The 26,345-nt window shown below is 52.6% G+C and carries 26 protein-coding genes and 1 tRNA gene; 13 read left to right on the top strand and 14 right to left on the bottom strand.

The genetic code is table 11. From position 1 onward, the window contains the following. Positions 1–94: 94 nt before the first annotated feature. The 3 genes from IP582_RS24835 (at position 95) to IP582_RS24825 (ending at position 3,396) form a co-directional block, all read left to right on the top strand. On the top strand, positions 95–1,030 hold the full coding sequence (locus IP582_RS24835) for a LysR family transcriptional regulator (protein WP_039080067.1): 936 nt from the start codon (positions 95–97) through the stop codon (positions 1,028–1,030). Between the two features lie 273 nt (positions 1,031–1,303). Continuing rightward, positions 1,304–2,257: an aldo/keto reductase gene (locus tag IP582_RS24830; protein WP_193794721.1), complete on the top strand. Its 954-nt coding sequence runs from the start codon at positions 1,304–1,306 to the stop codon at positions 2,255–2,257. Positions 2,258–2,475: 218 nt separating this feature from the next. Beyond that, a complete protein-coding gene (locus IP582_RS24825; RefSeq protein WP_193794720.1) occupies positions 2,476–3,396 on the top strand; it encodes a WYL domain-containing protein in 921 nt (306 codons plus the stop codon). Here IP582_RS24825 and IP582_RS24820 read toward each other — a convergent pair. Both IP582_RS24820 and IP582_RS24815 read right to left on the bottom strand, forming a co-directional pair. Next, on the bottom strand, positions 3,353–3,748 hold the full coding sequence (locus tag IP582_RS24820) for a cupin domain-containing protein (protein WP_193794719.1): 396 nt from the start codon (positions 3,746–3,748) through the stop codon (positions 3,353–3,355). The two genes, IP582_RS24825 and IP582_RS24820, sit on opposite strands and share 44 nt — an antisense overlap. 202 nt (positions 3,749–3,950) lie before the next feature. Further along, positions 3,951–4,553 carry an XRE family transcriptional regulator gene (locus tag IP582_RS24815; RefSeq protein ID WP_193794718.1) on the bottom strand — a complete coding sequence of 201 codons (603 nt, stop codon included), beginning with the start codon at positions 4,551–4,553 and terminating at the stop codon, positions 3,951–3,953. Between the two features lie 44 nt (positions 4,554–4,597). Between IP582_RS24815 and IP582_RS24810 the strand changes: the two genes are divergently transcribed. Next, positions 4,598–5,284 (top strand): B3/4 domain-containing protein, encoded by a 687-nt coding sequence (locus tag IP582_RS24810; protein ID WP_193794717.1) that lies wholly within the window; start codon positions 4,598–4,600, stop codon positions 5,282–5,284. A gap of 74 nt (positions 5,285–5,358) precedes the next feature. On the opposite strand, the gene IP582_RS24805 is transcribed toward IP582_RS24810, so the two are convergent. Continuing rightward, a complete protein-coding gene (locus tag IP582_RS24805; RefSeq protein ID WP_039080073.1) occupies positions 5,359–6,258 on the bottom strand; it encodes a LysR family transcriptional regulator in 900 nt (299 codons plus the stop codon). 117 nt (positions 6,259–6,375) lie between these two features. Here IP582_RS24805 and IP582_RS24800 point away from each other — a divergent pair, with 117 nt between their 5' ends. The 4 genes from IP582_RS24800 (at position 6,376) to IP582_RS24785 (ending at position 9,897) form a co-directional block, all read left to right on the top strand. Continuing rightward, entirely contained in the window at positions 6,376–7,125 is a 750-nt protein-coding gene (locus IP582_RS24800) for an SDR family NAD(P)-dependent oxidoreductase (RefSeq protein ID WP_193794716.1), read from the top strand. 520 nt (positions 7,126–7,645) lie between these two features. Then, entirely contained in the window at positions 7,646–8,344 is a 699-nt protein-coding gene (locus IP582_RS24795) for an amino acid ABC transporter permease (RefSeq protein ID WP_193794715.1), read from the top strand. Next, positions 8,322–9,089, top strand: a complete 768-nt coding sequence (locus IP582_RS24790; RefSeq protein ID WP_039080076.1) for an amino acid ABC transporter ATP-binding protein — start codon at positions 8,322–8,324, stop codon at positions 9,087–9,089. Before IP582_RS24795 ends, IP582_RS24790 begins: the two co-directional genes overlap by 23 nt. A gap of 34 nt (positions 9,090–9,123) precedes the next feature. Continuing rightward, a complete protein-coding gene (locus IP582_RS24785; protein ID WP_193796345.1) occupies positions 9,124–9,897 on the top strand; it encodes an amino acid ABC transporter substrate-binding protein in 774 nt (257 codons plus the stop codon). Between the two features lie 98 nt (positions 9,898–9,995). Here IP582_RS24785 and IP582_RS24780 read toward each other — a convergent pair whose 3' ends face one another. The 11 genes from IP582_RS24780 to IP582_RS24730 form a co-directional block, all read right to left on the bottom strand. Continuing rightward, positions 9,996–11,156: a sugar MFS transporter gene (locus tag IP582_RS24780; RefSeq protein ID WP_193794714.1), complete on the bottom strand. Its 1,161-nt coding sequence runs from the start codon at positions 11,154–11,156 to the stop codon at positions 9,996–9,998. Next, complete coding sequence (locus IP582_RS24775) at positions 11,156–12,433, bottom strand: hypothetical protein (RefSeq protein ID WP_193794713.1); 1,278 nt, start codon at positions 12,431–12,433, stop codon at positions 11,156–11,158. The genes IP582_RS24780 and IP582_RS24775 overlap by 1 nt, the downstream gene beginning before the upstream one ends. A 30-nt stretch (positions 12,434–12,463) precedes the next feature. Then, a complete protein-coding gene (locus IP582_RS24770) occupies positions 12,464–13,651 on the bottom strand; it encodes an ROK family transcriptional regulator (RefSeq protein ID WP_193794712.1) in 1,188 nt (395 codons plus the stop codon). A 412-nt stretch (positions 13,652–14,063) separates the two neighbouring features. Beyond that, positions 14,064–15,413, bottom strand: a complete 1,350-nt coding sequence (locus IP582_RS24765; RefSeq protein WP_039080081.1) for a GntP family permease — start codon at positions 15,411–15,413, stop codon at positions 14,064–14,066. Positions 15,414–15,508: 95 nt separating this feature from the next. After that, the gene (locus IP582_RS24760) at positions 15,509–17,476 is read right to left on the bottom strand and encodes a YjhG/YagF family D-xylonate dehydratase (RefSeq protein WP_193794711.1); all 1,968 of its coding nucleotides are present in this window, start codon (positions 17,474–17,476) and stop codon (positions 15,509–15,511) included. Between the two features lie 10 nt (positions 17,477–17,486). Then, complete coding sequence (locus tag IP582_RS24755) at positions 17,487–18,392, bottom strand: dihydrodipicolinate synthase family protein (protein ID WP_193794710.1); 906 nt, start codon at positions 18,390–18,392, stop codon at positions 17,487–17,489. A gap of 4 nt (positions 18,393–18,396) precedes the next feature. Continuing rightward, positions 18,397–19,185, bottom strand: a complete 789-nt coding sequence (locus tag IP582_RS24750) for an IclR family transcriptional regulator (RefSeq protein ID WP_071195098.1) — start codon at positions 19,183–19,185, stop codon at positions 18,397–18,399. A 296-nt stretch (positions 19,186–19,481) separates the two neighbouring features. Further along, on the bottom strand, positions 19,482–19,691 hold the full coding sequence (locus IP582_RS24745) for a DUF1471 domain-containing protein (RefSeq protein WP_193794709.1): 210 nt from the start codon (positions 19,689–19,691) through the stop codon (positions 19,482–19,484). A gap of 275 nt (positions 19,692–19,966) precedes the next feature. Continuing rightward, positions 19,967–20,323, bottom strand: coding sequence for a hypothetical protein (locus IP582_RS24740; RefSeq protein WP_228007930.1), 357 nt, complete (start codon positions 20,321–20,323; stop codon positions 19,967–19,969). Positions 20,324–20,563: 240 nt separating this feature from the next. Then, positions 20,564–20,773 (bottom strand): DUF1471 domain-containing protein, encoded by a 210-nt coding sequence (locus tag IP582_RS24735; protein ID WP_193794708.1) that lies wholly within the window; start codon positions 20,771–20,773, stop codon positions 20,564–20,566. 424 nt (positions 20,774–21,197) lie between these two features. Continuing rightward, positions 21,198–21,292 (bottom strand) — tRNA-Sec (locus IP582_RS24730). Between the two features lie 693 nt (positions 21,293–21,985). On the opposite strand from IP582_RS24730, the gene IP582_RS24725 reads away from it, so the two are divergent. From IP582_RS24725 to IP582_RS24705, 5 genes are read left to right on the top strand one after another with little or no spacing between them, the layout of a single operon-like run. Further along, a complete protein-coding gene (locus IP582_RS24725) occupies positions 21,986–23,539 on the top strand; it encodes a transcription antiterminator (RefSeq protein WP_193796343.1) in 1,554 nt (517 codons plus the stop codon). A gap of 25 nt (positions 23,540–23,564) precedes the next feature. Further along, positions 23,565–24,035, top strand: coding sequence for a PTS sugar transporter subunit IIA (locus tag IP582_RS24720; protein WP_039080095.1), 471 nt, complete (start codon positions 23,565–23,567; stop codon positions 24,033–24,035). A gap of 19 nt (positions 24,036–24,054) precedes the next feature. Continuing rightward, entirely contained in the window at positions 24,055–24,369 is a 315-nt protein-coding gene (locus IP582_RS24715) for a PTS fructose transporter subunit IIB (protein WP_039080096.1), read from the top strand. An 18-nt stretch (positions 24,370–24,387) separates the two neighbouring features. Continuing rightward, positions 24,388–25,479, top strand: coding sequence for a PTS fructose transporter subunit IIC (locus IP582_RS24710; protein WP_039080097.1), 1,092 nt, complete (start codon positions 24,388–24,390; stop codon positions 25,477–25,479). 11 nt (positions 25,480–25,490) lie between these two features. Next, complete coding sequence (locus IP582_RS24705) at positions 25,491–26,342, top strand: class II fructose-bisphosphate aldolase (RefSeq protein WP_193794707.1); 852 nt, start codon at positions 25,491–25,493, stop codon at positions 26,340–26,342. Positions 26,343–26,345: the final 3 nt, after the last annotated feature.

Below are 26,345 nucleotides of genomic sequence, written 5' to 3'. Positions count from 1 at the left end.
TTCCCTCCGGGAGTGAAAATAATGTCATGGCGCTTTGCGCCTGTGGTTTTTTCTGGCAAAAAGAGGGCTGACCGTAAGCCCGGCAGGAGAAAGCATGATTCGCCTTGAAGATGTCACCTTATTTGTTCGCTCTGCTGCGCTGGGCAGTTTCTCCAGTGCGGCGCGAGAGGCGGGGCTGTTGCCGGGGCAGGTCAGCGCCGCCGTGCACCGTCTGGAGCGCGACCTCGACAAGCGCCTGTTTGCGCGCTCGACCCGCAGTCTGCGGTTGACCACTGAGGGCGAAAAATATCTGCCCTTCGCTCAGGAGATGCTGGCCGTGGTGCATGCGGGGGCGGAAAGTCTGCACAGCAGCGACAACGACATTCAGGGCGAACTGCGTGTGGCCGTGCCGTCTGATATTGGCCGCAACGTGCTCTTGCCGCTTATCACCCGGTTTTGCCAGCAGTACCCCAAAATCTCGCTGCGTCTGTCGCTCTCCGATGAAATCAGCGATGTCTTTCGCGACCCGGTGGACATCGCGATTCGCTATGGCGTGCTGGATAACAGTAGCTATGTCGCACTACCGCTGGCAGAAGATAACCGCCGCGTACTGGCCGCCTCGCCGGCTTATCTGCAACAACACGGCAGACCGCAAATCCTCGACGACATCGTCAATCACCACTGCCTGCTGTTTACCATGAACAGCCACGTCTATGACAAATGGAGTTTCCCGGAAGACGGTATGCGCCGCCAGCTTATCGTTAAAAGTCGAATGCTGTGCGACGATGCGGATGTTGCCCGCCGTTGGGCGCTGGAAGGGATGGGCATCATCTACAAATCGTGGATTGATATCAGCGCGGACGTTCAGGCGGGCAGGCTGGAAGTACTCTTACCGCAGCACCCCGGCGAAGCGGCGCCCCTCAACCTGATTTGCCCGCACCGCAAGCAGTTCTCTCCGGCAATTCGCCAGTTGCACAGCGTGTTACGCGAACCTCTGCGCGCGATTACCGCGTTGCTGCATACCCACCCGGCGTTTCACCCACAGCCCTGATTTGCTCATCCTGCATCTCCACACACCCCGTCGGCCCTGAGTGGTGGGGTATGCCCTGTGCGTCTATCGTCAGACAATATTCAGCTTTCAAAAAGCCACGTTTTGCTAACCCCTGATATGGTGATAGGCGACTATTGTTGAAGCCACATAAAAAATCAGGGATCGCGTTCAGTGAGGAATGCGGCGAAAAGGCGTAAATCAGCGCCTAATGTTGTCCGGGCTGGCGACGCAAGGAGTGCCGGGTTCAGTCCGTCATCTAAAAGGTATGTGCGAATGGCTTTACGTTCATTAGGTACCACGGGTTTACAGATCCCCCGGCTGGTTTTTGGCGGTAACGTATTTGGCTGGACCGTGGATGAGAAGCAGAGTTTTAGTTTGCTGGACGCATTGCTGGAGCGAGGCTTCACGGCAATCGACACCGCGGACGTTTACTCTGCGTGGGCGCCGGGTAACAAAGGCGGCGAATCGGAAACCATCATTGGTAAGTGGTTTGCCGCCCATCCTGGCGTGCGTGAAAAAGTGACTCTTTTTACGAAAGTCGGCGCTGATTTGGGCGCACCTGGCAAAAAAGGCCTTTCCGCACGCTGGATTGAACAGGCGGTCGAGGACTCATTGCGCCGTCTGCAAACCGACTACATCGACTTGTATTTCTCCCACTGGCCGGACAGCGAAACGCCGTATGACGAAACCCTGGGAGCATACCAAAAGCTGCTTAAAGCCGGGAAAATCCGTGCGGTCGGGGCGTCAAATCTCAATGCGGAACAGTTACAGGCTTCTCTGAAGGTGGCGGATGACAACGGCTTGCCGCGCTATCAGGTACTGCAACCGGAATATAACCTGTATGACCGTGACAGTTTTGAAGGAAAACTGCAGGAGTTAACGGTTCGGGAAAATATCGGTGTGGTGACCTACTACAGCCTGGCGTCGGGTTTTCTGTCGGGCAAATACCGCAGCGAAAACGATCTCAGCCAGAGTCAGCGCGGGCAGGGCATCAACAAGTACCTGAATGCACGCGGCTTTGCCATTCTGGATGCGGTGGACAAGGTGGCGGCGAAACATAATGTGAAACCCGCTGAGGTAGCGCTAGCCTGGCTTATCGCTCAGCCTGGTGTGACTGCGCCTATCGCCAGCGCCACAAAAATCGCCCATGTGGAGAGCTTCGTGACGGCGGTGTCGCTGGTCCTTTCCAGTGAGGATATCGCGGCGCTGAATAACGCCGGTCAGTAAGGCACAAAACCGGATGGTTATGCGCCATCCGGTGCGCTTTTCCCACCTAAAAATTGTAGTTTTGCATGACCTGAGACAATTTTTCCTGTTGTTCGGTTGGAGTTTTTGTCGCCCCTGCCGTTAAACCTTTTGATGAACGCCACGTATTACCGTACAAGTCCGGCAGGTGATTGCCGCCGCGTAAGCACCTTCTGACTTGTCGTTCGGGACAGGGAACAATGAAGGAAAGTCACGCAAAGAAACACGATGTGCTGATTGAGCGACTGTGCGAAATTTTCTCGGTCCTTTATCAGGGAAATACCATCGATAAGGCATGGTTATGCACGAAATTTGGCATTACGGCGCGCACCGCGTACCGGGACCTGGCGCGGCTTGGCCACTTGCTGGATCAGGTCTCGCCTGGCCGTTATCGCCTGAGCACGCATCTGCTGCCGACACTCCATACCGGGCACCTGGCGGAATTTGCTGATTTCGCGGGCGTTGCGCATCTGTTCCCTCGTCGGGACGGACAGTCGCTACGTAACAGCATGAAAAACCGGGATAACATCGCTTTTCATGGTGTCAGTAGCCGGGAAAATTACACCATGGATGACCTGATAGGCCAGCTCAATCAGGCTATCGCCGCCCGGCAGGAAGTCACGTACCGCTACCGTGAAAAAAACCGCTGCGTTCAGCCGTATCGCCTGATAAACCATTATGGTTTGTGGTATCTGGCGGCGGTGGATGCGGGCACGCTCAAGGCCTTCGAGCTGGCGCTGATTTCCCAGTTTGCGCCAGGGACAAACCGCTTCATGGCCGATCCACTGGTGCTGGAGGAGCTGGAAGCAGGCTCGGATATTCGCTTTGGCAAAAAGACAGAGGTGCAATTACGGATTTCGGCTCATGCGGCGAAATTCGTCAGCCGACGCCCGCTTTTTCCTGCTCAACGCCTGGTGGAACGGCACGACGATGGTGGCATGACAATTTCATGTGACATTCGCGACCCGCACACGCTGTTTCGCTGGCTGCGCTACTGGCTACCGGATGTCAGCATCCATTCGCCCGCTTCCCTGCGCGACGCGTTTAAGCAAGATTTACAGCGGCGCTACGCCGAAGCTAGCGACGATATTGTTCATCCGATACCTGCTCCAGCCAGGTAACCGGGCTGCCGTTTTGTGATTCGGCGATAGCGATATGGGTCATCGCATTGTCTGGCGTTGCGCCATGCCAGTGCTTCACATCCTGCGGGATCCAGACGATATCGCCCTGGTTCATCTCCTCAATGGATTCCCCTTCACACTGGATCCAGCCTTTGCCGTGGGTGACGATCAGCGTCTGGCCGAGTGGATGGGTATGCCATGCCGTGCGCGCACCCGGTTCAAAGGTGACAGTCGCGCCGCCAACGCGCGCCGGAGCATCGGTCTGGAACGGGGCGTCGAGGCGCACGCGGCCGGTAAAATAGGCCTCCGGGCCGGGTGCGGAGGGGACAGAACCACTACGGATAATTTTCATTTTCTTCTCCTGAAAGGTAAAAACCACAGGATTAAGTTTACGCAGTGCCGCCGGGATTGATTAGTCGGGGAAATCGAAAAGGACTTATGAGAGACATTCATGAGTGTCTCAGGGGGGAGCCCGGCTGTGCGGCTACAGAGTAACGGCGAGCTGGAGCGATGGAATCGAATTGCGGGCGGCAGAATGGGGTTAAAAGACTAACTCATGAATGGCGTTCACTGACCGTCATGGTAAACCATACTTCTTCATCACTGTCGTTGGCATAGGCATGGGGCGCATCGGTCCGGGCTACGGCGGAGCTGCCCTGCGTGACGGCCAGGACGGTTTCATCGACGGTGACGGTCAATGTGCCTTGCTCCACATGCAGTAGTTCAAAGGTGCCAGTCGGATGACCCGGTGAGCTAAAACGTTCGCCGGGAAACAGATGCCAGCGCCACATTTCCAGCATGTCGGGTCCACTGGTGCCTGCCAGTAAGCGGGCCGAACCGCCCTTATCCCCGTGCCAGAGTACCGGGATATCCCCGGCATCAATCAGGTGGACGGCGGGTTTACTGGTCACATCGACAATATCCGCCACGGAAACGCCCATCGCCGCGGCGATTTTACAGAGCATCGCGATGCTGGGGTTGGCCAGACATTTTTCGATCTCGACCAGCATGCCTTTGCTGACACCTGCCCGGCGGGACAGTTCGTCCAGCGATAGTTTTTGTTGCTGGCGAAACGCTTTAATTCGCACCGCCACGGCCTGGCTAACGGTCTGGAGGTCGGCACCTGAGTCGGTCGGTATATTGACTTTTTTGGTCATCGGTCACTACTATGGGATAAATTAGTCACTAAAAGGATTATCCGATGCTTTCTGTTCAGCCGTCAATCGACGCCGGTATCGCCCGCATTGCACCACAGTTTCGTGCGCTTAGCATGCTGGTGGAGGCCGCACCGTTAAGGCATCCTCAGGTGGGAGAAGCGGCGCTGGCGCGTGCCTGTGCAGAGGTGGTGGCGGGTGGCCCTGATTGGGCGCAGGCGCATCTGGATGCGTGGAGCGAGGTGTTTAAACGTTTCGGTGCGAAGCCAAAACGCACGCCATGTTCTGCCGACGCGCTGCGAAAACGGGTGTTGCGTGACGGTTCGATGGCGGCGATTGATCCGGTGGTGGATCTCTATAACGCCATCAGTTTGCGCTATGCGATTCCGGTGGGCGGCGAGAATCTTGCCGCGTATGTGGGCGCACCGAGGCTGGTTATCGCCGAAGGGACAGAGCGTTTTGACATGATGAAAGACGGGCAACTGGCGGAAGAGTCGCCGGAGCCCGGTGAAGTGGTGTGGCGTGACGATCTCGGAGTGACGTGCCGCCGCTGGAACTGGCGGCAGGGGGTGCGTACCCGCCTGAGTGCGACCGATAGCCAGATGTGGTTTATCCTGGAAAGCCTGCCGGAGATGCCGATTGATGCCTTGCACGCCGCAGGCGATGAGCTGGCTGCCGGTTTGCAGGAGATGATGCCTGGCAGCATTATCCGTTCGTCGCTGCTCACGGTATGAAAGGGAATATCCCGGATGCGGTGCGCCCGTAGCCCCGGCAAGCGCAGCGCCGCCGGGGATGCCCCGGATGAGCACTACAACCTCGTCAACGTCGCAAAATAGGCGGCGAGACTGTCTATCAGAGCCCTGACCGCAGGCGGCAACCCTTTGCGCGTAGTGAATACAAGGTGAACTATCCCCGGCACGCTGCGCCACTGCGGGAATACCTGCACCAGCTCCCCCTTCTCTAATGCGCGATGGCAAAAGTGCTCCGGCAAAAACGCCACGCCGAGCCCCTGACTTGCCGCCGTACGCACCGCCGCAAAATCACTACAACTCATCATTGGCTCGTGACGAAACATCATGCTTTGCTTATCACGGTTTTCCAGCGGCCATTCCACTTCGGCGTCGCCATCGTTAGTGCTGAGCGTGGGCAGGGTATTCAGCGTGGCGATATCCTCCCCCGCACGCCGCGCCAGCGAAGGGCTGGCAACCAGAATGCGGTGCGAAGTACCCAGCGTGCGCATGATGAGTTCCGCATCGCTATTAAGCTGCGTACGCACGCGCAGGGCCACATCAATGCGCTCATTAATCAAATCCACGGGCCTGTCGAGAGCAAGGATTTGCAGCCGGACCTTCGGGTAGCGGTGCATATAGGCCATCAGCGTGTCGGAAACCACCTCCACCATCCCGGTCGGGCAGCTAAAACGCACCAGGCCATGCGGCTCGGCATGGGCATTGATAATCAACGCCTCTGCCTGCTCAGCCTCTTGCAACATGGCCCGGCAGCGCTGATAAAACGCCTCGCCCACTTCGGTGACGCGAAAACGGCGGCTGGTTCGCTCAATCAGCCGTACGCCGAGGCGAGATTCCAGCTCGGCAATCCGACGGCTGAGTTTTGATTTTGGTTCGTGCAGTGCCCTGCCTGCGGCGGCAAAACCCCCGTGGCGCACCACCTCGGCAAAATAGCGATAGTCATTCAGATCGGTACGCATTGTCGCCTCATCGTTCCTTTAATAGAACGATAGGTAGCATAATTGCTATCTTTTTGCACTATCGTTCCACTGGTATCTTCATCATCACTAACCCAACGGAATAAACCGGAGCGTAAAATGAACAGATACAGCAACAAAGTGGTGGTAGTGACTGGCGGTACCAGCGGCATCGGCCTGGCAACAGCAAAAGCCTTCGCAGCAGAAGGGGCGCATGTTTACATCACCGGGCGTCGCCAGCAAGCACTGGACAATGCGGTACAGGCCATTAGCGGCAGCGTGGTCGGCGTGCGTGGCGATATGGGGCAACTGGCCGATATCGACCACCTCTATGATGTGATTCAGCAACAGCATGGCCAGATTGATGTGCTGGTGGCGAATGCGGGCGGCGGCGACTTTGCGCCCCTTGGTGAAATTACCGAACAGCATTACGAGCAGACCTTTAACACCAACGTAAAAGGCGTGCTTTTCACCGTGCAAAAAGCGCTACCGCTGCTTAAAGATGGCGCCTCCATTGTGTTGACGGCCTCGACCACCAGCGTGAAAGGTACGCCGGCATTCAGTGTTTATTCGGCCACCAAAGCGGCGGTACGTAACTTTGCCCGTAGCTGGATTCTGGATCTTAAACCGCGCCGTATTCGCGTCAATGCCGTAAGCCCTGGCCTGACCGATACCGCCGGACTGAATGAGCTGTTTGGCGGTGGTGAACAGGCGGAAGGCACCAAGTCCTGGCTCTCCGAACAGGTACCGTCAGGCCGTATTGGCCAGCCTTCTGAGGTTGCCAGCGCCATCACGTTCCTCGCCTCGGATGATGCGAGCTACATCAACGGTATTGAGCTGTTTGTCGACGGCGGTCTGGCACAGATTTGATTAAGAGATTACCCCGTATTCGCAGAATGGGATACGGGGTAACTAACATTAGGTTATCGTATAATTTAGGCTGGTTTTGGATCACATCAAATTCAAGGAAGAGAAATGTGCAGCCAAAGGCTATATAAATGTAGCGATCAACCATCTAAGCCAGTGGGTGAAAAGGATGTTTCATCTCAACCGTTAATTGAAGTCCCCAGGAAGATAGACTGGGAAAGTTGGTTTGATGGCGAAACCGCTAGTGAAGATTTTATGAATGTGCGTGAACAAGACGTATGACTAGTATTGGTCTTTGAAAGAAACGTCAGTATGTCCTGAAAGGGATTTACACTGGCTTCTTTGTGCCGGACAGTTGGCTTTTATAAAAAATCTGATTTTACCTTTATGCTTCAAATGCATAAGCATTCCTGGTATATCTCGATACATCCGCAATAACCCCGTGGTAGACTCGCCTTATAAAATATATTGATGTCATCTAATTTATAACAACTGAAATAATCATTTTCAGGGAAGGTGAAGTGTGCCTGATTGGTTATCGTTAGCAATAGATTCATTTTGGCCAATGCTGCATGCCGGGCTGACATTTACTATTCCATTAACATTGATTACCTTCGTCCTTGGATTAATTCTGGGGTTCGTTGTGGCGTTAATTCGTTTATATGGACCTGCGCCGCTGAAAAGCCTGGTGCGCTTCTATGTCTGGATTATTCGCGGTACCCCCTTACTGGTGCAACTGTTCCTTATTTTCTATGCATTACCAAATGCGGGTATCACGCTCGATGCGTTTCCATCGGCGGTGATTGGCTTTACGCTGAATATTGGCGCCTATACCTCGGAAGTGATCCGGGCGACCTTGCTCTCGGTGCCAAAAGGCCAGTGGGAAGCGGCACACTCCATCAGCATGAGCTGGAGCCAGTCGCTGCGGCACATCATTTTGCCACAGGCGGCGCGCGTGGCGGTTCCGCCATTATCAAATACCTTTATTTCGCTGGTAAAAGACACTTCGCTTGCATCGGTGATTACGGTTCCGGAGATGTTTCTCGCCGCGCAACGTATTGCCGCCGTCACCTACCAGCCGCTTATTCTTTATAGCGAAGCAGCGCTCCTCTATCTGTTGATCAGTTCCGTCTTATCGTATTTACAGTCGCACCTGGAAACCCGATTAGAAAGAAATACCGTGGTTAAGGAAAATAATAATGATAACGCTATCCGGAATTGAGAAAAGTTTTGGTTCGCAGAAAGTACTGCACGATATCTCTCTTACACTTCCGGAAGGCAGCGTCACGGCATTAATTGGTCCCTCCGGTAGTGGAAAAAGTACATTATTACGCTGCGTCAATTTGCTGGAAATTCCACAGGCCGGAACGGTGAAAATTGGCAGCGAAGATATTTCATTTAATGGCCATGCCAAACCGAAGAAAAAAGATATCCGGCGCATATGCCAGCAGACCGGTATGGTCTTCCAGAACTTTCAGCTATTCCCGCACTTAACGGCGCTGGAAAACATCATGCGCGGGCTGGTGGTGGTGCAGAAATGGCCCGTTGCCAAAGCCAAAGCGCGGGCGGAAGAGTTACTCACCAAAGTGGGCATGCTGCATAAACGCGACGCCTGGCCTGCCATGCTCTCTGGCGGCCAGCAGCAGCGCGTAGCGATTGCCCGTGCACTGGCTCCGTCGCCGAAAGTTTTGCTCTGCGACGAACCGACGTCGGCGCTCGATCCTGAATTGTCGCTGGAAGTCGTTGCCGTCCTGCGCCAGCTCGCCCAGGAGGGGACAACCATGTTGATGGCGACACACGATTTACGGCTGGCGGCGAATATCGCCAACCAGGTTGTCTTCCTGGAGTCCGGGCACATTGTGGAGAGTGGTACCTCGAAAGCCATCTTCACCCAGGCGAAAAAGACGCGAACACAACTGTTTATTTCCACCCTGACCGACACCCTTCCCGATTCCTGGGAAATTTAAAACAACAACACGGCAACTCTTTAAGGAGCTAATGATGAAAGTATTAGTCACTGCATTGCTGGCAAGCGCCATTCAACTGAGCGTTTCCCATGCTGCTTTCGCGGCAGACGATCTGGCCACTATCAAATCTGCCGGGGTGTTAAAAATTGGTACTGAAGGCACCTATCCGCCGTTCACCTACCATGATGCCTCTGGAAAACTGGTGGGGTTTGATGTGGAGATTGGTCGCGAAATCGCTAAACGTGTTGGCGTGAAGGCGGAATTTGTCGAAGGCAAATGGGATGGCCTGATTGCCGGGCTCGACGCTAAACGTTACGACGCGGTCATCAATCAGGTGTCGATCACCCCGGAGCGTAAGGCGAAATTTGATTTCTCCGAACCCTATATTTCCTCCAAAGCGGTGCTGATTGTTAATAGCAATAACACGGCGATCAAGAGCTTCGATGACCTCAAAGGCAAGAAATCTGCCCACACGCTGACCAGTAACTATGCGCAACTGGCGCGTAAATACGGCGCGGAGGTGGTGGGGACCGATGGCTTTGATCAGTCGGTATCGTTAGTTGCCCAGGGGCGTGCGGATGCCACCATCAATGACAACCTGTCATTCCTCGACTTCAAGAAACACAAGCCGGATGCACCGGTGAAAATTGTGGCGTCGCAAAATGATGCAGAACAGGTGGGTGTCCTGATTCGTAAGAATGAAGGGGAGCTGCAACAGGCAATCAATAAAGCCCTGGACGGCATTAAAGCTGACGGGACCTACCAGAAGATTTCCAATACCTACTTCGGGACCGATGTCTCTAAATAACCGCTCAGCCGCAGCGGTCATTGCGCCGCTGTTGGTTTTAAAAAAGGCAGCAGTTGCACGGGAGAGCCGGGGGCAAACTGCTGCCAAAAGTACAACGTTTACTGCGCTTTTTCTTTTATTAGCATTGCAAGGACAAAGAACACGGCGACGAAAGCGATGATGAAGTTAAAGCCCGTCGAGATACCGTAATTGTCGGAGACCTGACCTATGACCGACCCGGCCAGCGCGCCGCCGAAGCCAGAGGCGACATAAATCAGCCCCATCACCGAACCGCTTTTGCGGGTAAGGCGCGTGGCAATGGCTGCCGCCGTCGGGAACAGCACGGACATGGCGAAGCCGAACAGCATGAACAGGTAGACGAACTCCACTACCAGCATGCGGCTGACGATGATGGAAACCAGCGACAGAATCGAGAACCAAATCAGCGTCCGGCGCTCGCCCAGTTTCAGGGTGATAAAACCGCCAATCACGCGGCCAATGGTAAACAGCCCGGCAAACGAGGAAATGACATAAGCGGCTTTCGCAGCCTTACCGGCGGCGTCCAGGTCTGCGATATCGAGTGCGGCGTAGAAAATCGGGAAAAAGTTCAGGAACGCCGCTTCTGCTGCCACATAGAACAGCAGGAAGGCGATCACGACCATGATGTGTTTCTGGGTCAGCAGCTCAATAAAGTCGCTCAGCTTCATGCTGGACTGGGCATTGCTCTCCAGCTTCAACGTGCTCAGAACCAGCACCAGCACGGCGACGATAACGGCGATGCCAACGTAGAAGGCGCGCCAGGAGACACTGTTGGCGAACAACTGATGCAGGATCAGCGGGGTGACAATCATCCCGACGCCAAACATGGCGTTGGAAATATTGAACATCATTCCGGCTTTGTCTTTATAGAAGGTCGGAATGACGGTCACGATGGAGACCATCATCGAGCCAATGCCCAGACCAATCACCAGATAGAAACCAAAGAACAGCGCCACGGTATAGGCAAGGCTGGTGCCCATCAGGCCGGCAATCATCAACAGCGAGCCCACCAGCATCATGATTTTCAGACCTTTTTTGTCGGTCAGGTAGCCTGTCAGCAGGCTGGAAATCAGAAAACCAATCTGAAACAGGGTAATTAGCGTCCCTACCTGGCCCATATTGAGATCAATGCTGTGCTGTACCTGTTCAAGGATCAGCCCTTTGGTGTTCTGAATCCCGCCCAGCAAAAACATGGTCATAAATAGCAGGAAAAAAACTTTCCATTTTTGCGCATTCGTCATTATTCAGCTTCCTTGCGTAGTTCATATTCTCCGATGGCGTCAAACAACGCCTGATCAGCCCATCCGTAGCAGTAATAGAGCAGGTCATCGCAGGCGCTGGCTTTTGCGGCGCGTACCGCTTCCAGCAACTGTTCTGGCGGCAGATTCCACATCTGTATACCGCTGAAAATAAAAGTACCTTCCTGCGAGAGCTGGCGTACCCGATCGTTTTGCTCTTTGACGAAACTGATCGGGAAGCCGGAGACTTTAAAGTCCTCGTAGCTGAGCGCGTAAGGCAGGTTGAACAACTTTTTAAACGCCTCAAAAGCGGGTTCAAGCGCGGCTTCATCGCAGGCAAAGAAATTGACCAGCCCCTGTACGTCCGCACCGCCCCCGAGTTTGTGGTAAGGGAAATGTTTCAGCGTGCCGGAAAGACGCGTCAGCGCGCGGTAATCCTGTCCGAGGATCCAACTGTAGGCCGGTGGCCACAGGTCGAGCCAGAAATGGATATCGCCAATGTTCTCTTTCACGTTTTTCAGGATACGTTCGACCAGCCCGGTAACGCTTTGCTGGCGAAACGCAACCCAACGGGCAATGATGGGGTTATCGCGAAACGCCTCAACGGGATAAGCGAAGTCCCCTTCGGCTAGGGCGGCAGCGATTTTATCCAGCTCGTCTTTGACTTCCTCTGGCGCGAGGCCCTGCGCTTTCATGGCCTGCTGGCAGTGTGGGCAGAAACAGGTAAAAAGCCCGGCGGGATTGACCTCTTTTCCGGCCCAGTCAGGAAAGCGGATACGGTCAATCAGGAAGGTGTCGTAACCGTAAAGACTCTTGATGCGGCTGAACGTTTTTTGCCAGTAATCGGCTACATCCGGCGCATTGGGGCATAGCCAGTACTTGATGACCCGGCCACGATAATCAACGACCTGGTTGTTGGCGATATCACCACTAAAATCCCCGTTCAGGATGTTTACCCAGGGAATCACTTTATAGCGAGTGCCTTCTGTCGCCTGTTGAACCCGGCGCAAAGGGTCGTTGCCCGCCAGCACGCCGGGGTCTATTTTCTGCTGCAGACGCGTATCGGGATTATCAATATTGACGTGCAACATGCCGTTGCCCATTACCGATTCGTGTACCGGGTTATGCGGTAATACGCCAACGGGATACGGATTACGTTCAAAAATGGTATTTAATTCGACAAATAAATGTTCGACGTTCTGCATGCCGTCTATGCGTTGCAGAATGTTCTCCATTCCTTCGTCCAGAATATCGTGCGGATGCAAATGGATTCCTGCCATTATGTTCTCCTTGTCGTCAGGTGACTGACACTAATTAATTTGTGCGTCTGGCATAAATTGAATTGCGGGATAAATAGCGGAAAGCGCCAGAATGGCGATGCCATAAAGCGGTGCTTTTTCGCGTAATTCTGATAATTCCACGGTGACGTGGGTATTGGTGAAAAGCTGTCTATCGAGAGTGGCCTGCACGCGGGGTAAGAAATAGTCCGCCACGTGGGTGACACCGCCGGTTAACACCACTTTTTGCAGGTTTGCCATCGCCACGAGATTAATAATCCCCATGGCTAAATAATCGGCCATCTCATCGAGCAGTGCGCAGGCCAGTGGGTCGCCCTTGTGTACGTATGACATTATCTTTTCCAGCGAAAGCGTCTGGCTTGTCAGTTCTTTAAACCTGTCGCTGATACCAGAGCCTGAGCAGTAGCTTTCAAAGCACCCCTTATTGCGCCAGTTTTTATAGAGCTGGCCGCGGTTAAAAATCATGTAACCAATCTCGCCCGCTGCATTATTGACACCACGAATGATTTTACCGTCCATCAGCAGCGCTGATCCTAAGCCAGTCCCGATGCCAATTAGCGCGGCGCTGTTGCTGTTGCGACATTTACCGCACCACATCTCGCCCACCAGCGCGGCACGAATGTCATTCTCCAGGATGACCGGCAGAGAAAGCCGCTTTGTTAGCTCATCCGCCAGGGGAAGACGAGACCAGTCAGGCAGATTGGGCGAGCCTTCCAGCACTACGCCATTACTGATATCGATAATGCCGGGCGTCGCAAGACCAATGACGCCGATACGACGATATTCAATACCACTTTCCACGATAAAGCTGGCGATGCTATTGGATAACTGGTCAATAAAGGCATTACGATCGTCGGTCTGGTAAGTCGCTTCGCGTTTTTCATACAAAATCGTGGCATCGAGATTAAACAGCGAAAAGGTAATTTTCGTTCCGCCCAGATCGATGCCAATCCCCAGCCTGGCGTGTGGATCAAAATTAATCAGAATGCCTTTTCTTCCTTGCCCGGTTTGTTCGCTAACGCCGCCTTCAAAAATGATTTTCTCCAGCAGTAAATCGTTAATAATTTCTGAAACGGTCGCTTTGGTCAGTCCACTGATTTTTGCGATTTGCGCGCGTGATAATGGACCCTGCTCACGAATGATATTGAGCACCAGCGTCGCGTTCATCTGGCGTAAGGTATTGGGAACCACTGGCGTCATAATGAATACCCTTTAGTTTGCTTTCCATACTTAATCGTAAGGATTAACTGACTTTGATGTCCTTTTTTGCATATTTATTGCCAGGAATACTGCTCATGTAAAGTGTTTTTGCTTATTTAGTTTGTATTCCATACTAATTTGTTGAGCGCTGTCACACGCTGCTTTTATTTAGCGCTATGGTATTTTTTTAATGAATCTTTAGGGTTTTTTTATTTATTTTTTAAATATTTTAAGGGGTGATTATAGGGTTTTATTTATAAGCTGCATGAATATTTTTAAGCCGTATTATTGGGGTTGTCATGCAATGAAATATAAAAAGGAATATAAAAAAGGAATATAAAAGCCCGGATACGCTGACGCTTATCCGGGCTACACTTTATTCTCTCTGAGGGGTGGGGTGAGGGGGGAAGACTTACATCACCATACTCGCCAGTAAGATAAACAGCAGGCCGCAGATGGAGAGCAGGGTCGACATCAGCGTCCAGGACAACAACGTCTCTTTGGTGGTCAGGCCGAAGAAATCCTTAATCATCCAGAAACTGGCATCATTCACGTGCGAACAGATGCAGGAACCCGCCCCTGTTGCCAGCGTAATCAGTGCCAGATTGGTATGAGGATGCGCCGCCAGCAGCGGGATGACCAGCCCGGCCGTAGAGATCGCCGCCACCGTGGCTGAACCCAGGCAGATTCGCAGGAACGCCGCCACACCCCAGGCCATCAGAATCGGGTTGATATCCATCCCCGACACCAGCGTCGAAATGTACTGACCCACACCGGAGTCAATCAGTACCTGCTTAAACGCACCGCCGCCGCCGATAATCAGCAGCAGACCGGCAATCCCGGCAATCGCTTTGCTGCAAGAATCCATCAGTTCCGAAATGGTTTTCCCACGCCCCACACCCATGGTGTAAATCGCGAACAACAGCGAAATCAGCATGGCGATAGTGGAGTTCCCCAAAAACAGAAAGATGTTATAGAGCGTGCCAGGGTCGCCTGCGTCTTTCGGGCGGGCCATTTGCATAATGGTCACCAGCGCCATCAAAATCACTGGCAGCATGGCGGTTAAAAAGCTGATGCCAAAGCCTGGCATTTCGCTCTCGCTAAAACTTTTCGTCGCGCCGAGAGAGGCAATATTGCCCTCTTTTTTAAAGGCATCCGGAATTAAACGCTGGCACACTTTATTCAGCAGCGGACCGCAGAGAATAAAGGTCGGAATACCCACGATAATGCCGTAAATCAGCACCATCCCGACATCTGCGCCATATTCACGGGCGATCACGGTAGGGCCTGGGTGCGGCGGCAGAAAGCCATGAGCAACCAGCAAACCGGAGAGCATCGGTACGCACATATACATCGGTGATATTTTCGCTTCCCGGGCGATGGCGAAGATAATCGGCACCAGCAGTATCAGGCCGACTTCGAAAAAGAGCGCAATCCCGACGATAAACGCCGAACAGACCACCGCCCAGTCGAGTTTCTTCGCGCCGAAATATTTCAGCATGGTCAGCGCGATACGCTGTGCGCCACCCGCGTCAGACAACAGACGCCCAAGCATCACACCGAAACCAAATATCAACCCAATATGGCCCAGCGTACCGCCAAGGCCAGATTCGACCGAGGTGACAACTTTATTCAGGTTCATTCCACTGGCGATGGCGACCCCGATTGAGACGATAATTAACGAAACAAAGGTGTTTAATTTTATTCTTATAGTTAAAAGCAGGAGTACAGCAATACCTGCCACGACGATAAATAGTGGCATAACGTCCTCTCTTTCCAGGATACAGATGTGATCTACCAGACTGCCTGAATCAGGCAGCCGAATAATAAATAATTTAATAATGGGTATGTCTTAACTCAGGGCTTATTAATATAGTCCTGTAGCGCTTCACTAATTTTATTAACGTCATAAATACAACCGCGCCATGTCCCGCCGCTCACGGCCTGCAGCATTGCCCAGAGACGTGTATCATCCGGTAATTCCGGGTCAGGTATTAAATCCGGATGCGTATTGCGGGCATTTAATATTGCGGCTGCTTCCTCACGCGATGGCAAAATAGTATCGACATCGGTTCCTAAGAAATTCACCTCCCCATGAAGTTGTTTGCAGTCGATTTTAATTTCAATAATATCTCCGGTACGTAGCTTACCAATCGGCCCACCCGCCAGAGCTTCTGGCCCGACGTGACCAATACAGGCCCCGGTTGAGACGCCGGAGAAACGGGCATCGGTAATTAACGAGACATGTTTACCATATGACAAATGTTTCAGCGCGCTGGTAACCTGATAGGTCTCCTCCATTCCCGTACCGGAGGGGCCTGCGCCAATAATCACCAGAATATCGCCCGCTTTAATTTTGTCGTGTTTGATATCGTAAATGGCGGCTTTTTCCGAGAGGTACACTTTCGCCGCGCCTTTATGGTAATAGACGCCCTCTTCATTAATCACCGACGCATCAATAGCCGTGGACTTAATCACCGATCCTTCCGGCGCGATATTGCCCACCGGGAAAGTAATAGTAGACGTCAGCCCACGTTTAGCGGCCTGTTGCGGCGACATAATCACATCGTCCGCTGCAACCTGTTCTTGCTTAAATAACAGCTCTTTGAAAATCTGCCGACGTTCAGACTGCTCCCACCAGTCGAGGTTTTCCTTGAGCGTGTTGCCGGTGACGGTCATGACATCTTCATGCAGTAAACCCAGGCTGCGCAGATGCAGCATCACTTCCGGCACGCCGCCTGCCATAAAGGCATTCACCGTCGGGTGATAGACCGGGCCGTTCGGCAGCACGCTCACTAAGCGCGGCACCTGCTTGTTAATGCGGATCCAGTCTTCCACGGTTGGGATATGACAACCCGCCTGATGAGCAATCGCCGGGATGTGCAGCAGCAGGTTGGTGGAACCGCCAAAGGCCGCGTGAACCATCATGGCGTTTTCAAAGGCTTTATCGGTGAGAATATCCTTCGTGGTGATGCCTTTCCGGGTCAGTTGCAGCGCTGCACGGGCGGAAGCGCGGGCGATTTCCTGCCACACCGGTTCGCCTGATGGCGCCAGAGCGGAGTGGGGGATTGCCAGCCCTAACCCTTCGGCCACCACCTGCGAGGTGCCCGCCGTGCCCAGGAACTGACAGCCGCCGCCGGATGATGCGCAGGCCTGGCATCCCGCCCGACGAGCGCCCTGCAATGACAATTCGCCATTGGCAAAACGCGCGCCAATGGTCTGCACTTTGCCGTTATCTTCGCCGTGCAACGCAGGCAGCGTCGCGCCGCCGGGGATCAGGACTGTGGCTTTGTCATGCTGAGAGGCGAGCGCCATCATGGTGGCGGGCAGCCCTTTGTCGCAGGTCGCCACGCCAATCACCGCTTTGGCATCCGGCAGGGAGCGAATCAGGCGGCGCATCACCATTGAGGCGTCGTTGCGGTAGGGCAGCGAGTCGAACATCCCGGTCGTGCCCTGCGTGCGGCCATCGCACGGGTCGGAGACATAGACCGCGTAAGGCAGAGCGTTATTGTGTTTGATAACGTCTGCTGCCGCTTTCATCTGGATATCCAGCTCGTAGTGGCCCTGGTGAAGCGCCAGCGCGACAGGTTTCCCGTCTGGCCCGCGAAGCCCGCCCAGCGTGCTCAGTAGCAGAATGCCATCACGGTTAAGCTCGTCTGGCGACCAGCCCATCCCGGCATTCATCGTCATACCAAAAATATCGCCGCAGGGTCGGTTGATCAGCATATCCGGGGTCAGAGGCAGCTCGCCTTGCGGGCCAGCGGCATGCGTCCTGACGCAGTAAATATCCCGGTTGTCGTTATCAAATATTTCGCGAACAGACATGGTGTTCCCCTTATTGTTTCAAAATTCCCTGAGAGGCCAGGATCGCCTTCACTTTCTCTTTTCCTTCCGTCGATGCTTCCAGGATCGGCGGCAGGCAATACGTATTCACCGGGAGCCCTACGCACTGCATGGCATATTTGATGAGCGAGACAAACGGGGTTTCCAGCGCATAAATCGACGGCAACTGGAGCAATTTTTTATTGAGCGTGGCGGCCGTGGCGAGGTCGTTTTCCTGCCAGGCGCGGTAGATGCCGATGGATAACTCCGGCGCGAAGTTGGCGCTGGCGGTAATCGACCCGTCACCTCCCAGCAGCAACGTGTTGAGTAAATGGTCGTCATAGCCGCAGAAAACGGAGAAATCCGGGCGCACTGCTTTGACGGTATTAATCATTGCGCGCAGGTGACCGACGCTGTCGATGGTATCTTTAATGCCAACGATGTTGTCGTTTTGCAAAACCAGGCGTTTGACGGTCTCCGGCGTTAAGTCCTGGCCGGTCAGGTCGGGGAAGTTATAGATGATCACCGGCAGTTTTACGCTTTGCGCGATGCGGTGGTAATAATCGTCCAGGTTGCGCGGGGCGACTTTCCAGTAATAGGGGTTGATGGCAACAATGCCATCCGCGCCACAAACCTCAGCATGCTGCGCCAGTTTTACCGCTTCGTCGGTGGAGGGAGAGCCCACGCCAATCAGCACAGGAACGCGTTTATCCGCTGTGGCGACCGCCGCTTCGGCGAGCGCCATCCGTTGGCTGGTGTTCATCTGGCTGAATTCCCCGCCGGTCCCCAGATAAAACAGTCCGTCGACCCCTTTCTCAATCAGGAAATCTGCGACCGCTTTCATGGCGGTTTTATCGATATTTCCGTCGTTATCAAAGGTGCTGGAGACCGGCGGAATAATTCCCCTGAACTTTTTCATTACATCAGTTTCCTTTTCTTAGGTTTTCACTTTCACTCCGGTATCCCAGCCCATATGATATTTGCCCGGCGCACTGGCGGAGCAATTCGAGATAACCATCGATCTTATTTCCTGAATACACCACCGGATCGCCCGACAGTGAGATCGCATAATTAACCCGGTTATACATATTGAATACCGGCATACTCAGACATACAGCGCCATAGGTTGATTCTTCATTGTCTATGGCCCATCCGCGTAGACGCGTTTTTTGCAACTCTTCCCGAAATAACTTCTTATCTGTAAAGGTATTTTCGGTATGTTTGGTGAGCGCTAACGCATCCAGAAAATAATCCATCTCTTCACGGGGCTTCCAGGCGAGTAACGCTTTGCCGAGCGCCGTAATGTGTAATTCTAATTTCTTACCAATCCAGCTTTTTTTCGTGGGTACGGAACCGGGACTTTCCACTTTATCGAGATAAATGGCGTAGCAATCTTCTATGGCCCCTAAATGACAGACCAGGCCGCTTTTTTGCGAGAGTTCCTGCATCGGGCGTTTGGTCACCTCAAAAATATTTTTGCGGTGTAATGCCTGACAGCCAAGCTCATAATTTTTAATGCCAAGGGAATATTGATTGCGATCGCTTTTGGTTAAAAATCCGCAATCGACCATGACATTTAATAAATTCAGCAGGCTACTCTTCGGATACTGAAATTCCCGTAGAAGCTCCATAAAACTCGCTGCGCCAACATAGGCAATGTAGGTCAGTATTTTCTCAGCCCGAATAAGTGAATTACACCCTTTACCGCCCATAACGGCTCCTCTATTAATTGAGTAAAAGTTTATCCATCCTGTGTAAGGGAGAATACATGTGGTTCAACAGGCTGAACCGAGTTAGGGCGGGGAAACGTGATCTGTGGCGAGGTTTTGAATAATCGATTTATGTGCGAAGCTCTTAACCCGGATAAGGGGTTTACGCCGCATCCGGGAACCCGGCGGTGCAATATTTACCGAATCGCAAACGCAAAAAAGCCCCCGAAGGGGCCTGAAGGGTTGTCTTTGAGGGCGAACCTGGCCGCCTTGCGGCGACCTGTCGCGACCATCCGGTCTTATTTGCTCAGTTCAGCAGTCATATGAACAACGTTGTTCACGGTCGCTTCGGTAATTTTGTAAGACGCGCCTTCCTGATGTGCCTGTGCGGCGATTTTGGCTTCTGCGCCGTCGATGGTGGAGGAGCTTGCGCTCACGCTCTGAGCGAAAGCACCGAAAGACATCATGGAGAGAGCGGCAACTGCAACGAAAGTTTTGATGGATTTCATGGTCGTATTCCTTAAGTTATTTTGTTCGTAGTAGGGCGTGTCGCCCTGATGTGATAAATAATAGACCGACCATTTGATGGTGAAAATCTAAACTATTTGCCGATAACGTTCAAAAAATTAGAACATAATTTGAGCATGTTTGTGGGCACCAAAACCCCGGTGTCGCTGCGCTTACCGGGGCTACGATCTGTAGCCCGGATAAGGCGTTTACGCCGCATCCGGGAATTCAGCGGCTCGATGCTTTTGTACTGCTTATCCGCAGATGCGCGCCAGTGTTATGGATTGGCGTATTCGAGAATTTCTTCACCCATCAACGTACAGTCATTAAGGAAGATAAACCGCATCCGATATTTGCCTTTATAGATATTTCCCCATACCTGCAATACATCGAAGTATTGTGATTTATTTTCCGGGTTTTGGCTTTTTGCCAGCGGGGTGACATGGTCATCAATTTCCGTCCTGTCATCATTATCACGATAAAAGGCCAGCAGTTTTTTGGCTTCTGAAATGGCCTGTGGCTTACAGGTCTCGGCAGACTTTTTCTCAGCGGCGAATGACTGGAAAGATATTGCGAATAATAAAGATGCGACGAGGGCGATAACTGGTTTCATTGTGAAGCGACCTTTTAACACATAAATGAGGGGACCTGTCGTCACCCACACAGGGTTAATAAGGTTACTCTATTTATGTAGGAACGCAGACGTAAAAAAACAGGCGTAGCCCGGATAAGGCGCGTGCGCCGCATTCGGGAATCCCCTGGCGGCGAGATGCTTACCGATTACAAATGCAAAAAAGCCCCCGAAGGGGCCTGAAGGGTTTTCTTTGAGGGCGAACCTGGCCGCCTTGCGGCGACCTGTCGCGACCATCCGGTCTTATTTGCTCAGTTCAGCGGTCATGTGAACAACGTTGTTCACGGTCGCTTCGGTAATTTTATAAGAAGCCCCTTCCTGCTGTGCCTGAGCGGCAATTTTGGCTTCTGCACCGTCGATGGTGGAGGAGCTTGCGCTCACGCTCTGAGCGAAAGCACCGAAAGACATCATGGAGAGAGCGGCAACTGCAACGAAAGTTTTGATGGATTTCATGGTCGTATTCCTTAAGTTATTTTGTTCGTAGTAGGGCGTGTCGCCCTGATGTGATAAATAATAGACCGACCATTTGATGGTGAAAATCTAAACTATTTGCCGATAACGTTCAAAAAATTAGAACATAATTTGAGCATGTTTGTGGGCACCAAAACCCCGGTGTCGCTGCGCTAACCGGGGCTACGGTTGTAGCCCGGATAAGGCGTTTTACGCCGCATCCGGGTTTATTCGACATCACGCCTTTAGTAGAATCAAAAGAACGATTCACATCGCTATTTTTTCTGATGTAGCTATCAACTCAAACGCTTTATTTATACATTTTGATTGTAATTCTGATGATAAATCATGCGGTAAGTTTAAAAGAAAATGAGTTACTGTCTTTTCTTTAAAAATTAACGTAAGGGGGGATATATATGAGCAACTTTGGCGGAAGATCACAGGAGTCGAACCTGCCCGGGACCGCTGGCGGCCCCATCTGGATTTGAAGTCCAGCCGCCTCACCGGAGACGACGATCTTCCGCGCCTCGATTGCTACATGGAGGCGGGGCGCATTATAGCCACTTTCAACCATTTACCACATCCCCCATCACACTTTTTTCTCGGTCTGCTGTCCGCTTTTCCATACGTTTAAGTTAAATGCTAACTTATTCATGTGGTTACTAAAGTTTTCTCTTACGGCACAATCGCCGTCATAGTAAACAACAAGCCCAATTCGGTAGCTAAATACGCTATTCCGCTGCAAATGTTGATGGTTGGCGATAGCGGTTGTCGCCTCAAAGAACCCTTGAGTGTAAAGGGGGAACTCTTCTGTGACGAAAAAGTAGTGACGGTATTGGCCTGATTGCCGTGTTGCTGCCTGTCCCGGATGCGGTGCACAGGCGTCTTATCCGGGCGATGGTTCGGACGTGATGTGCGCGGTGCTTTGTACCCCGCCACGTCTTTCCAGACATCTCGAAAAAAATCACCATACTTAAAATTTTTATCCTCCCCATATTTGCGAGCGCTATCACGTTAATTATCTCAAAAAGTGTGATCTGCGCTGTAAATATCTCTGAGATCCCGCTTGTTGTCTTATTTTTTGTCCGGAAGGCAGGACACGATTTAGTATTGTCGTTATTTCAATGCCCTTTTATATTTATCATCACGGATTGCAAGCGGAGCTTATCTGTTTTAGAGCTTCATCATTATTTTTAATCTGTGTAAGGGTAAATGATGCAAATGATTACCTCGCGACAAAACAGATTATTGAAATTCCTTCTTCCGCGAAGGGAATTTATTACATTGTTAAAAATCGCTGAATACTTAAATGTATCGGAAAAAACTATTCAGAGGGATTTACGCATCCTTGAACCGTGGCTGGCAGAATGGAATATCGGCATTAATAAGCGTGCCGGTGCCGGGGTCATGCTCAGCGCAGACAATGTCACTGACCTTTTGCACCTCGACCAGTTGCTTGGCACTGAAGGTGATGACGCAGACGGCATGATGAACAATTCCCGGCGCGTGAAAATAGCGTCGCAATTATTAAGCGAAACTCCACATGAAACGTCCATCAGCAAATTATCGGAACGCTATTTTATCAGTAGCACCTCAATTGTGAATGATCTGAAAGTGATTGAGTCCTGGATTGCCCCGCTGGGATTGACGTTAATTCGCAGCCAGAGCGGAACGCATATCGAAGGCAGCGAAAGTAGCGTGCGTCAGGCAATGGCTTCGCTGATCAATGGTGTTATTAACCATAACGAACCGGGAAGCGTAATCTATTCCCGCCTCGATCCGGGCAGTTATAACGCGCTGGTCCATTACTTTGGTGAAGAAGATGTTTTATTCGTTCAGTCATTATTGCAGGAGATGGAAAACGATCTTTGCTGGTCTTTGGGTGAACCCTATTACGTCAATATTTTCACCCATATTTTGATCATGATGTACCGCATTACCCGTGGCAATGCGCTGCCAAAAAAAGACGACAACGCCAGTACCTTTGATGAAAACATCTTTGCCGTTGCCAGTCGTATGATCCAGCGGATTGAACAACGCATCGCCCACCCGTTGCCGGAAGACGAAGTCTGGTTTATTTATCAGTACATTATCTCGTCCGGCGTGGTGATTGAAGAGCATAACGACGTCAGCGTGATTGGCCATATGCACTCCAGCGATGAAGCCCGGCTGATTACTCATCGGCTTATCGCGACCTTCGCCGATATGGTCGACAGCGACTTTAGCCAGGATGTCGCGCTTTACGACGGGCTGTTGATTCATATTAAGCCATTGATTAACCGCCTGAATTACCAGATTCGCATTCGTAACCCGCTGCTCGATGATATCAAAGGCGAATTGCAGGACGTCTGGCGCTTGACCCGGTGCGCGGTGAATCGGGTGTTCAGCGGTTGGGGGGAACAGGCGGTGTCGGAGGATGAAATCGGTTATCTGACCGTCCATTTTCAGGCTGCGATGGAGCGACAGATTGCCCGCAAGCGCGTATTGCTGGTCTGCTCGACGGGTATCGGAACCTCACATCTGTTGAAAAGCCGCATTCTGCGCGCCTTCCCGGATTGGACCATCGTTGGCGTGGTCTCTGCGGGAAGCCTGCCGTCTGTTCTGACGGACGATATTGAACTGGTTGTCTCGACGATCAATCTGCCGGCCATTGCTCTGCCGGTGGTATACGTCACCGCCTTTTTTAATGATGCCGATATTAAGCGTGTGACGGAAACGGTTATTACGGAAAAATTGCATCGTGCGACGTCTCTGGTCGTCGAACATTAATATCTGAATCCATGAGGTATGTTTAATGGACATAACAAAAATCCTGAATACGAATCGCGTTATTTTAGATATGAAAGCTACTAATAAAACGGAGGCGATTGAGGAATTAACCGACCTGTTGCAAAAAGATGGCGCTATTAGTTGCCGGGAAACGTTTATTCAGGATGTCTGGCAACGCGAATCAGAAGGGTCGACCGGCTTCGAAAATCATATCGCGATACCCCATGGTAAATCCTCAGCGGTGGTCAATACCACTCTGGCGATTGGACGCACACGCCAGGATATTCCCTGGGAAACCCTGGATGGCAGTAATGTGCGCTGCATTATTTTATTTGCTGTACGGCTTGAAGATCAAAATACGACGCATATTCGCCTGCTTTCTCAGGTGGCGGGTGCACTGGCGGATGAAGAGATTATCGAGCAATTACTGGTCGAACGTAGTCCACAAAAGATTATTGACTTGTTCAGTCAATATGCCGAATCCGATGTTTGCTAAATAAAAAGTGGAGCATGTTATGAATATTGTTTGTGTCGCTGCCTGTACGGCAGGTATTGCACATACGTATATTGCCCGCGAGAAGTTAATTAAAGGCGCAAAAGCGCTTGGGCATAATATTAAAGTTGAAACTCAGGGCACTATCGGTACTGAAAATGAGTTACTGGCGGAAGATATTTCCGCAGCCGACGTCGTTATTCTTGCGGTCGATGTCAAAATAAAAGGAGAAGAACGTTTCATTAATAAACGCATCGTGCGAGTTAAAACCGAAATTGTCATTAAATCACCCGTTCAGTTTCTTGAAAAGGTCGAGAAATCATTAGCTAATGCGTGATCCTTATCTGGAGGTCACATGAGTGAAAATAAAGTTCCTGTTTCGCAGGAAATAAAAAGACATCTTTTGACGGGCATCTCGTGGATGATTCCGTTAATTGTGGCGGCGGGCATCTGTATTGCCCTCGGCCAGGTACTCGGCGGCACAAACGTTGGAGAAAAAACGGGCACCATCCCCTGGATGCTCAATCAGATTGGCGGCTGGGGAATGGGGTTGATTGTCCCCCTGATCAGCGCCGCCATTGCCTACTCCATTGCTGACCGTCCCGGATTCGCGCCGGGCCTGATTGTCGGCTTTGTCTGTGGGCAAATTCATACCGGGTTTATCGGGGGGATGCTGGGCGGGTTTCTGGTGGGCTACACCGTCCTGTTGCTTAAACACTACATCCGTCTGCCGAAATCCATGCAGGGGCTGATGCCCATAATGGTACTGCCCGTCCTGAGCACCATTATCGGCGGCCTGTTGATGATGACTCTGATTGGCAAACCCATCGCCTGGCTGCAGGAAGCGCTGATCCACATGCTGGAGTCGATGCAGGGCGGTTCTCGCTTCCTGATGGGGGCGATCCTTGGCGCGATGGCAACGTTTGACTTCGGCGGCCCGGTGAACAAAACCATGTCACTGTTTGCCGATGGTCTGCTGGTCAGCGGTGTATACGGGCCGGAAGCGGTGAAATTTGTCGGCTCCATTATTCCGCCGTTCGGCATCACCCTCTCTTTCCTGCTGACGCGCCACAAATACACCCGCGCCGAACGTGAAGCGCTGAAAGCGGCCTTCCCGATGGGGATCTGCATGATTACCGAGGGGGTTATCCCGATTGCGGCGCGTGACCTGCTGCGCGTGGTCGGCTCCTGTGTGGTGGCCTCGGCGATTGCGGGTGGCCTGATCATGGTGTGGGGCGTGGAAAGCCCGGTTCCGCACGGTGGCATGTTTGTGGTTCCGCTGTTTACCCATCCGCTGCTGTTCTGCCTGGCGTTGGGGATCGGCACGGTTATCTGCGGCGTGATGCTCTCGCTGTGGAAGAAACCGGTGACCGAACGTGACGAAGAGTTTGACGAGCTTAGCGATAAGAAACTGAAAGACGAAGAGATCACCTTCACCCTGGAATAAACGGAGACCGTATGTTTGCCGACATGAAAAGTATGGTGACCAAAGCCTGGCGTGAACACTATGCGCTTCTGGCCATCAACTGTATGAACCTCGAAAGCGCCCGCGCGGCGGTACGGGTTGCCGAGAAACATCGCGCGCCGATTATCCTGAACCTGTATCAGGGACATCTGGCGCATTTCCCGCCACCGGTTGCCGTGGCGGTGGTGAAAGCGCTGGCCGACGAGGCCACGGTGCCGGTTACGCTGGCCCTTGACCACGGGAAAGATCCGGTGCGCATTCGTCAGGCGTTTCGCGCCGGGTTTAGCGGCCTGATGATTGACGCCTCTGCCTTCCCGCTGGAAGAGAACATCCGCCAGACCCGCGCGGTTGTTGAGCTGGCCGCCAGCGCCGGGCTGTGTGTGGAAGGGGAGTTGGGCCATCTGGCCGATGCGCCGCGCTATGACCACGCCACCAATGCGGATCTCATGACGCAGGTCGCCGACGTTGAACCGTTTATTGCGCAGACCGGGATTGATCTGCTGGCGGTTTCCGTTGGCACCGCGCACGGCATGTACGCCCCCGGCATCACGCCAGCTATCGATTTTCAGCGCCTGGAAGAGGTTGCCCGCAAATCGACGGTCCCGCTGGCATTGCACGGCGGCAGCGGCACCCCGTTTGACCAGATGCAGAGTTGCCCGTCCTTTGGCGTCGCCAAGATCAATGTCGGCGCGGCGGTGTTCGAAGCCGGAAAAGCCGCGTTGCTGCATACCCTGTGTCATGACAGTTCCCGCGAACTGGTGGATGTGCTGATCGCCATGGAGCAGGCCAGCGAAGAAGCCATTATTCCGTATCTACAGGCCAGCGGCGCTATCGGCAAAGCCTGATTC

This window comes from Citrobacter sp. BDA59-3 (assembly GCF_015167655.1).
GTDB classification, from domain to species: domain Bacteria; phylum Pseudomonadota; class Gammaproteobacteria; order Enterobacterales; family Enterobacteriaceae; genus Phytobacter; species Phytobacter diazotrophicus.
This window is presented reverse-complemented; position numbering and strand designations above follow the sequence as displayed.

Bases quoted from the DNA above. Each gene is read 5' to 3' on its own strand.
- IP582_RS24835 (WP_039080067.1), top strand. From the start codon at position 95: ATGATTCGCCTTGAAGATGTCACCTTATTTGTTCGCTCTGCTGCGCTG.
- IP582_RS24830 (WP_193794721.1), top strand. From the start codon at position 1,304: ATGGCTTTACGTTCATTAGGTACCACGGGTTTACAGATCCCCCGGCTG.
- IP582_RS24825 (WP_193794720.1), top strand. From the start codon at position 2,476: ATGAAGGAAAGTCACGCAAAGAAACACGATGTGCTGATTGAGCGACTG.
- IP582_RS24820 (WP_193794719.1), bottom strand. From the start codon at position 3,748: ATGAAAATTATCCGTAGTGGTTCTGTCCCCTCCGCACCCGGCCCGGAG.
- IP582_RS24815 (WP_193794718.1), bottom strand. From the start codon at position 4,553: ATGACCAAAAAAGTCAATATACCGACCGACTCAGGTGCCGACCTCCAG.
- IP582_RS24810 (WP_193794717.1), top strand. From the start codon at position 4,598: ATGCTTTCTGTTCAGCCGTCAATCGACGCCGGTATCGCCCGCATTGCA.
- IP582_RS24805 (WP_039080073.1), bottom strand. From the start codon at position 6,258: ATGCGTACCGATCTGAATGACTATCGCTATTTTGCCGAGGTGGTGCGC.
- IP582_RS24800 (WP_193794716.1), top strand. From the start codon at position 6,376: ATGAACAGATACAGCAACAAAGTGGTGGTAGTGACTGGCGGTACCAGC.
- IP582_RS24790 (WP_039080076.1), top strand. From the start codon at position 8,322: ATGATAACGCTATCCGGAATTGAGAAAAGTTTTGGTTCGCAGAAAGTA.
- IP582_RS24785 (WP_193796345.1), top strand. From the start codon at position 9,124: ATGAAAGTATTAGTCACTGCATTGCTGGCAAGCGCCATTCAACTGAGC.
- IP582_RS24780 (WP_193794714.1), bottom strand. From the start codon at position 11,156: ATGACGAATGCGCAAAAATGGAAAGTTTTTTTCCTGCTATTTATGACC.
- IP582_RS24775 (WP_193794713.1), bottom strand. From the start codon at position 12,433: ATGGCAGGAATCCATTTGCATCCGCACGATATTCTGGACGAAGGAATG.
- IP582_RS24770 (WP_193794712.1), bottom strand. From the start codon at position 13,651: ATGACGCCAGTGGTTCCCAATACCTTACGCCAGATGAACGCGACGCTG.
- IP582_RS24765 (WP_039080081.1), bottom strand. From the start codon at position 15,413: ATGCCACTATTTATCGTCGTGGCAGGTATTGCTGTACTCCTGCTTTTA.
- IP582_RS24760 (WP_193794711.1), bottom strand. From the start codon at position 17,476: ATGTCTGTTCGCGAAATATTTGATAACGACAACCGGGATATTTACTGC.
- IP582_RS24755 (WP_193794710.1), bottom strand. From the start codon at position 18,392: ATGAAAAAGTTCAGGGGAATTATTCCGCCGGTCTCCAGCACCTTTGAT.
- IP582_RS24750 (WP_071195098.1), bottom strand. From the start codon at position 19,185: ATGGGCGGTAAAGGGTGTAATTCACTTATTCGGGCTGAGAAAATACTG.
- IP582_RS24745 (WP_193794709.1), bottom strand. From the start codon at position 19,691: ATGAAATCCATCAAAACTTTCGTTGCAGTTGCCGCTCTCTCCATGATG.
- IP582_RS24735 (WP_193794708.1), bottom strand. From the start codon at position 20,773: ATGAAATCCATCAAAACTTTCGTTGCAGTTGCCGCTCTCTCCATGATG.
- IP582_RS24725 (WP_193796343.1), top strand. From the start codon at position 21,986: ATGCAAATGATTACCTCGCGACAAAACAGATTATTGAAATTCCTTCTT.
- IP582_RS24720 (WP_039080095.1), top strand. From the start codon at position 23,565: ATGGACATAACAAAAATCCTGAATACGAATCGCGTTATTTTAGATATG.
- IP582_RS24715 (WP_039080096.1), top strand. From the start codon at position 24,055: ATGAATATTGTTTGTGTCGCTGCCTGTACGGCAGGTATTGCACATACG.
- IP582_RS24710 (WP_039080097.1), top strand. From the start codon at position 24,388: ATGAGTGAAAATAAAGTTCCTGTTTCGCAGGAAATAAAAAGACATCTT.
- IP582_RS24705 (WP_193794707.1), top strand. From the start codon at position 25,491: ATGTTTGCCGACATGAAAAGTATGGTGACCAAAGCCTGGCGTGAACAC.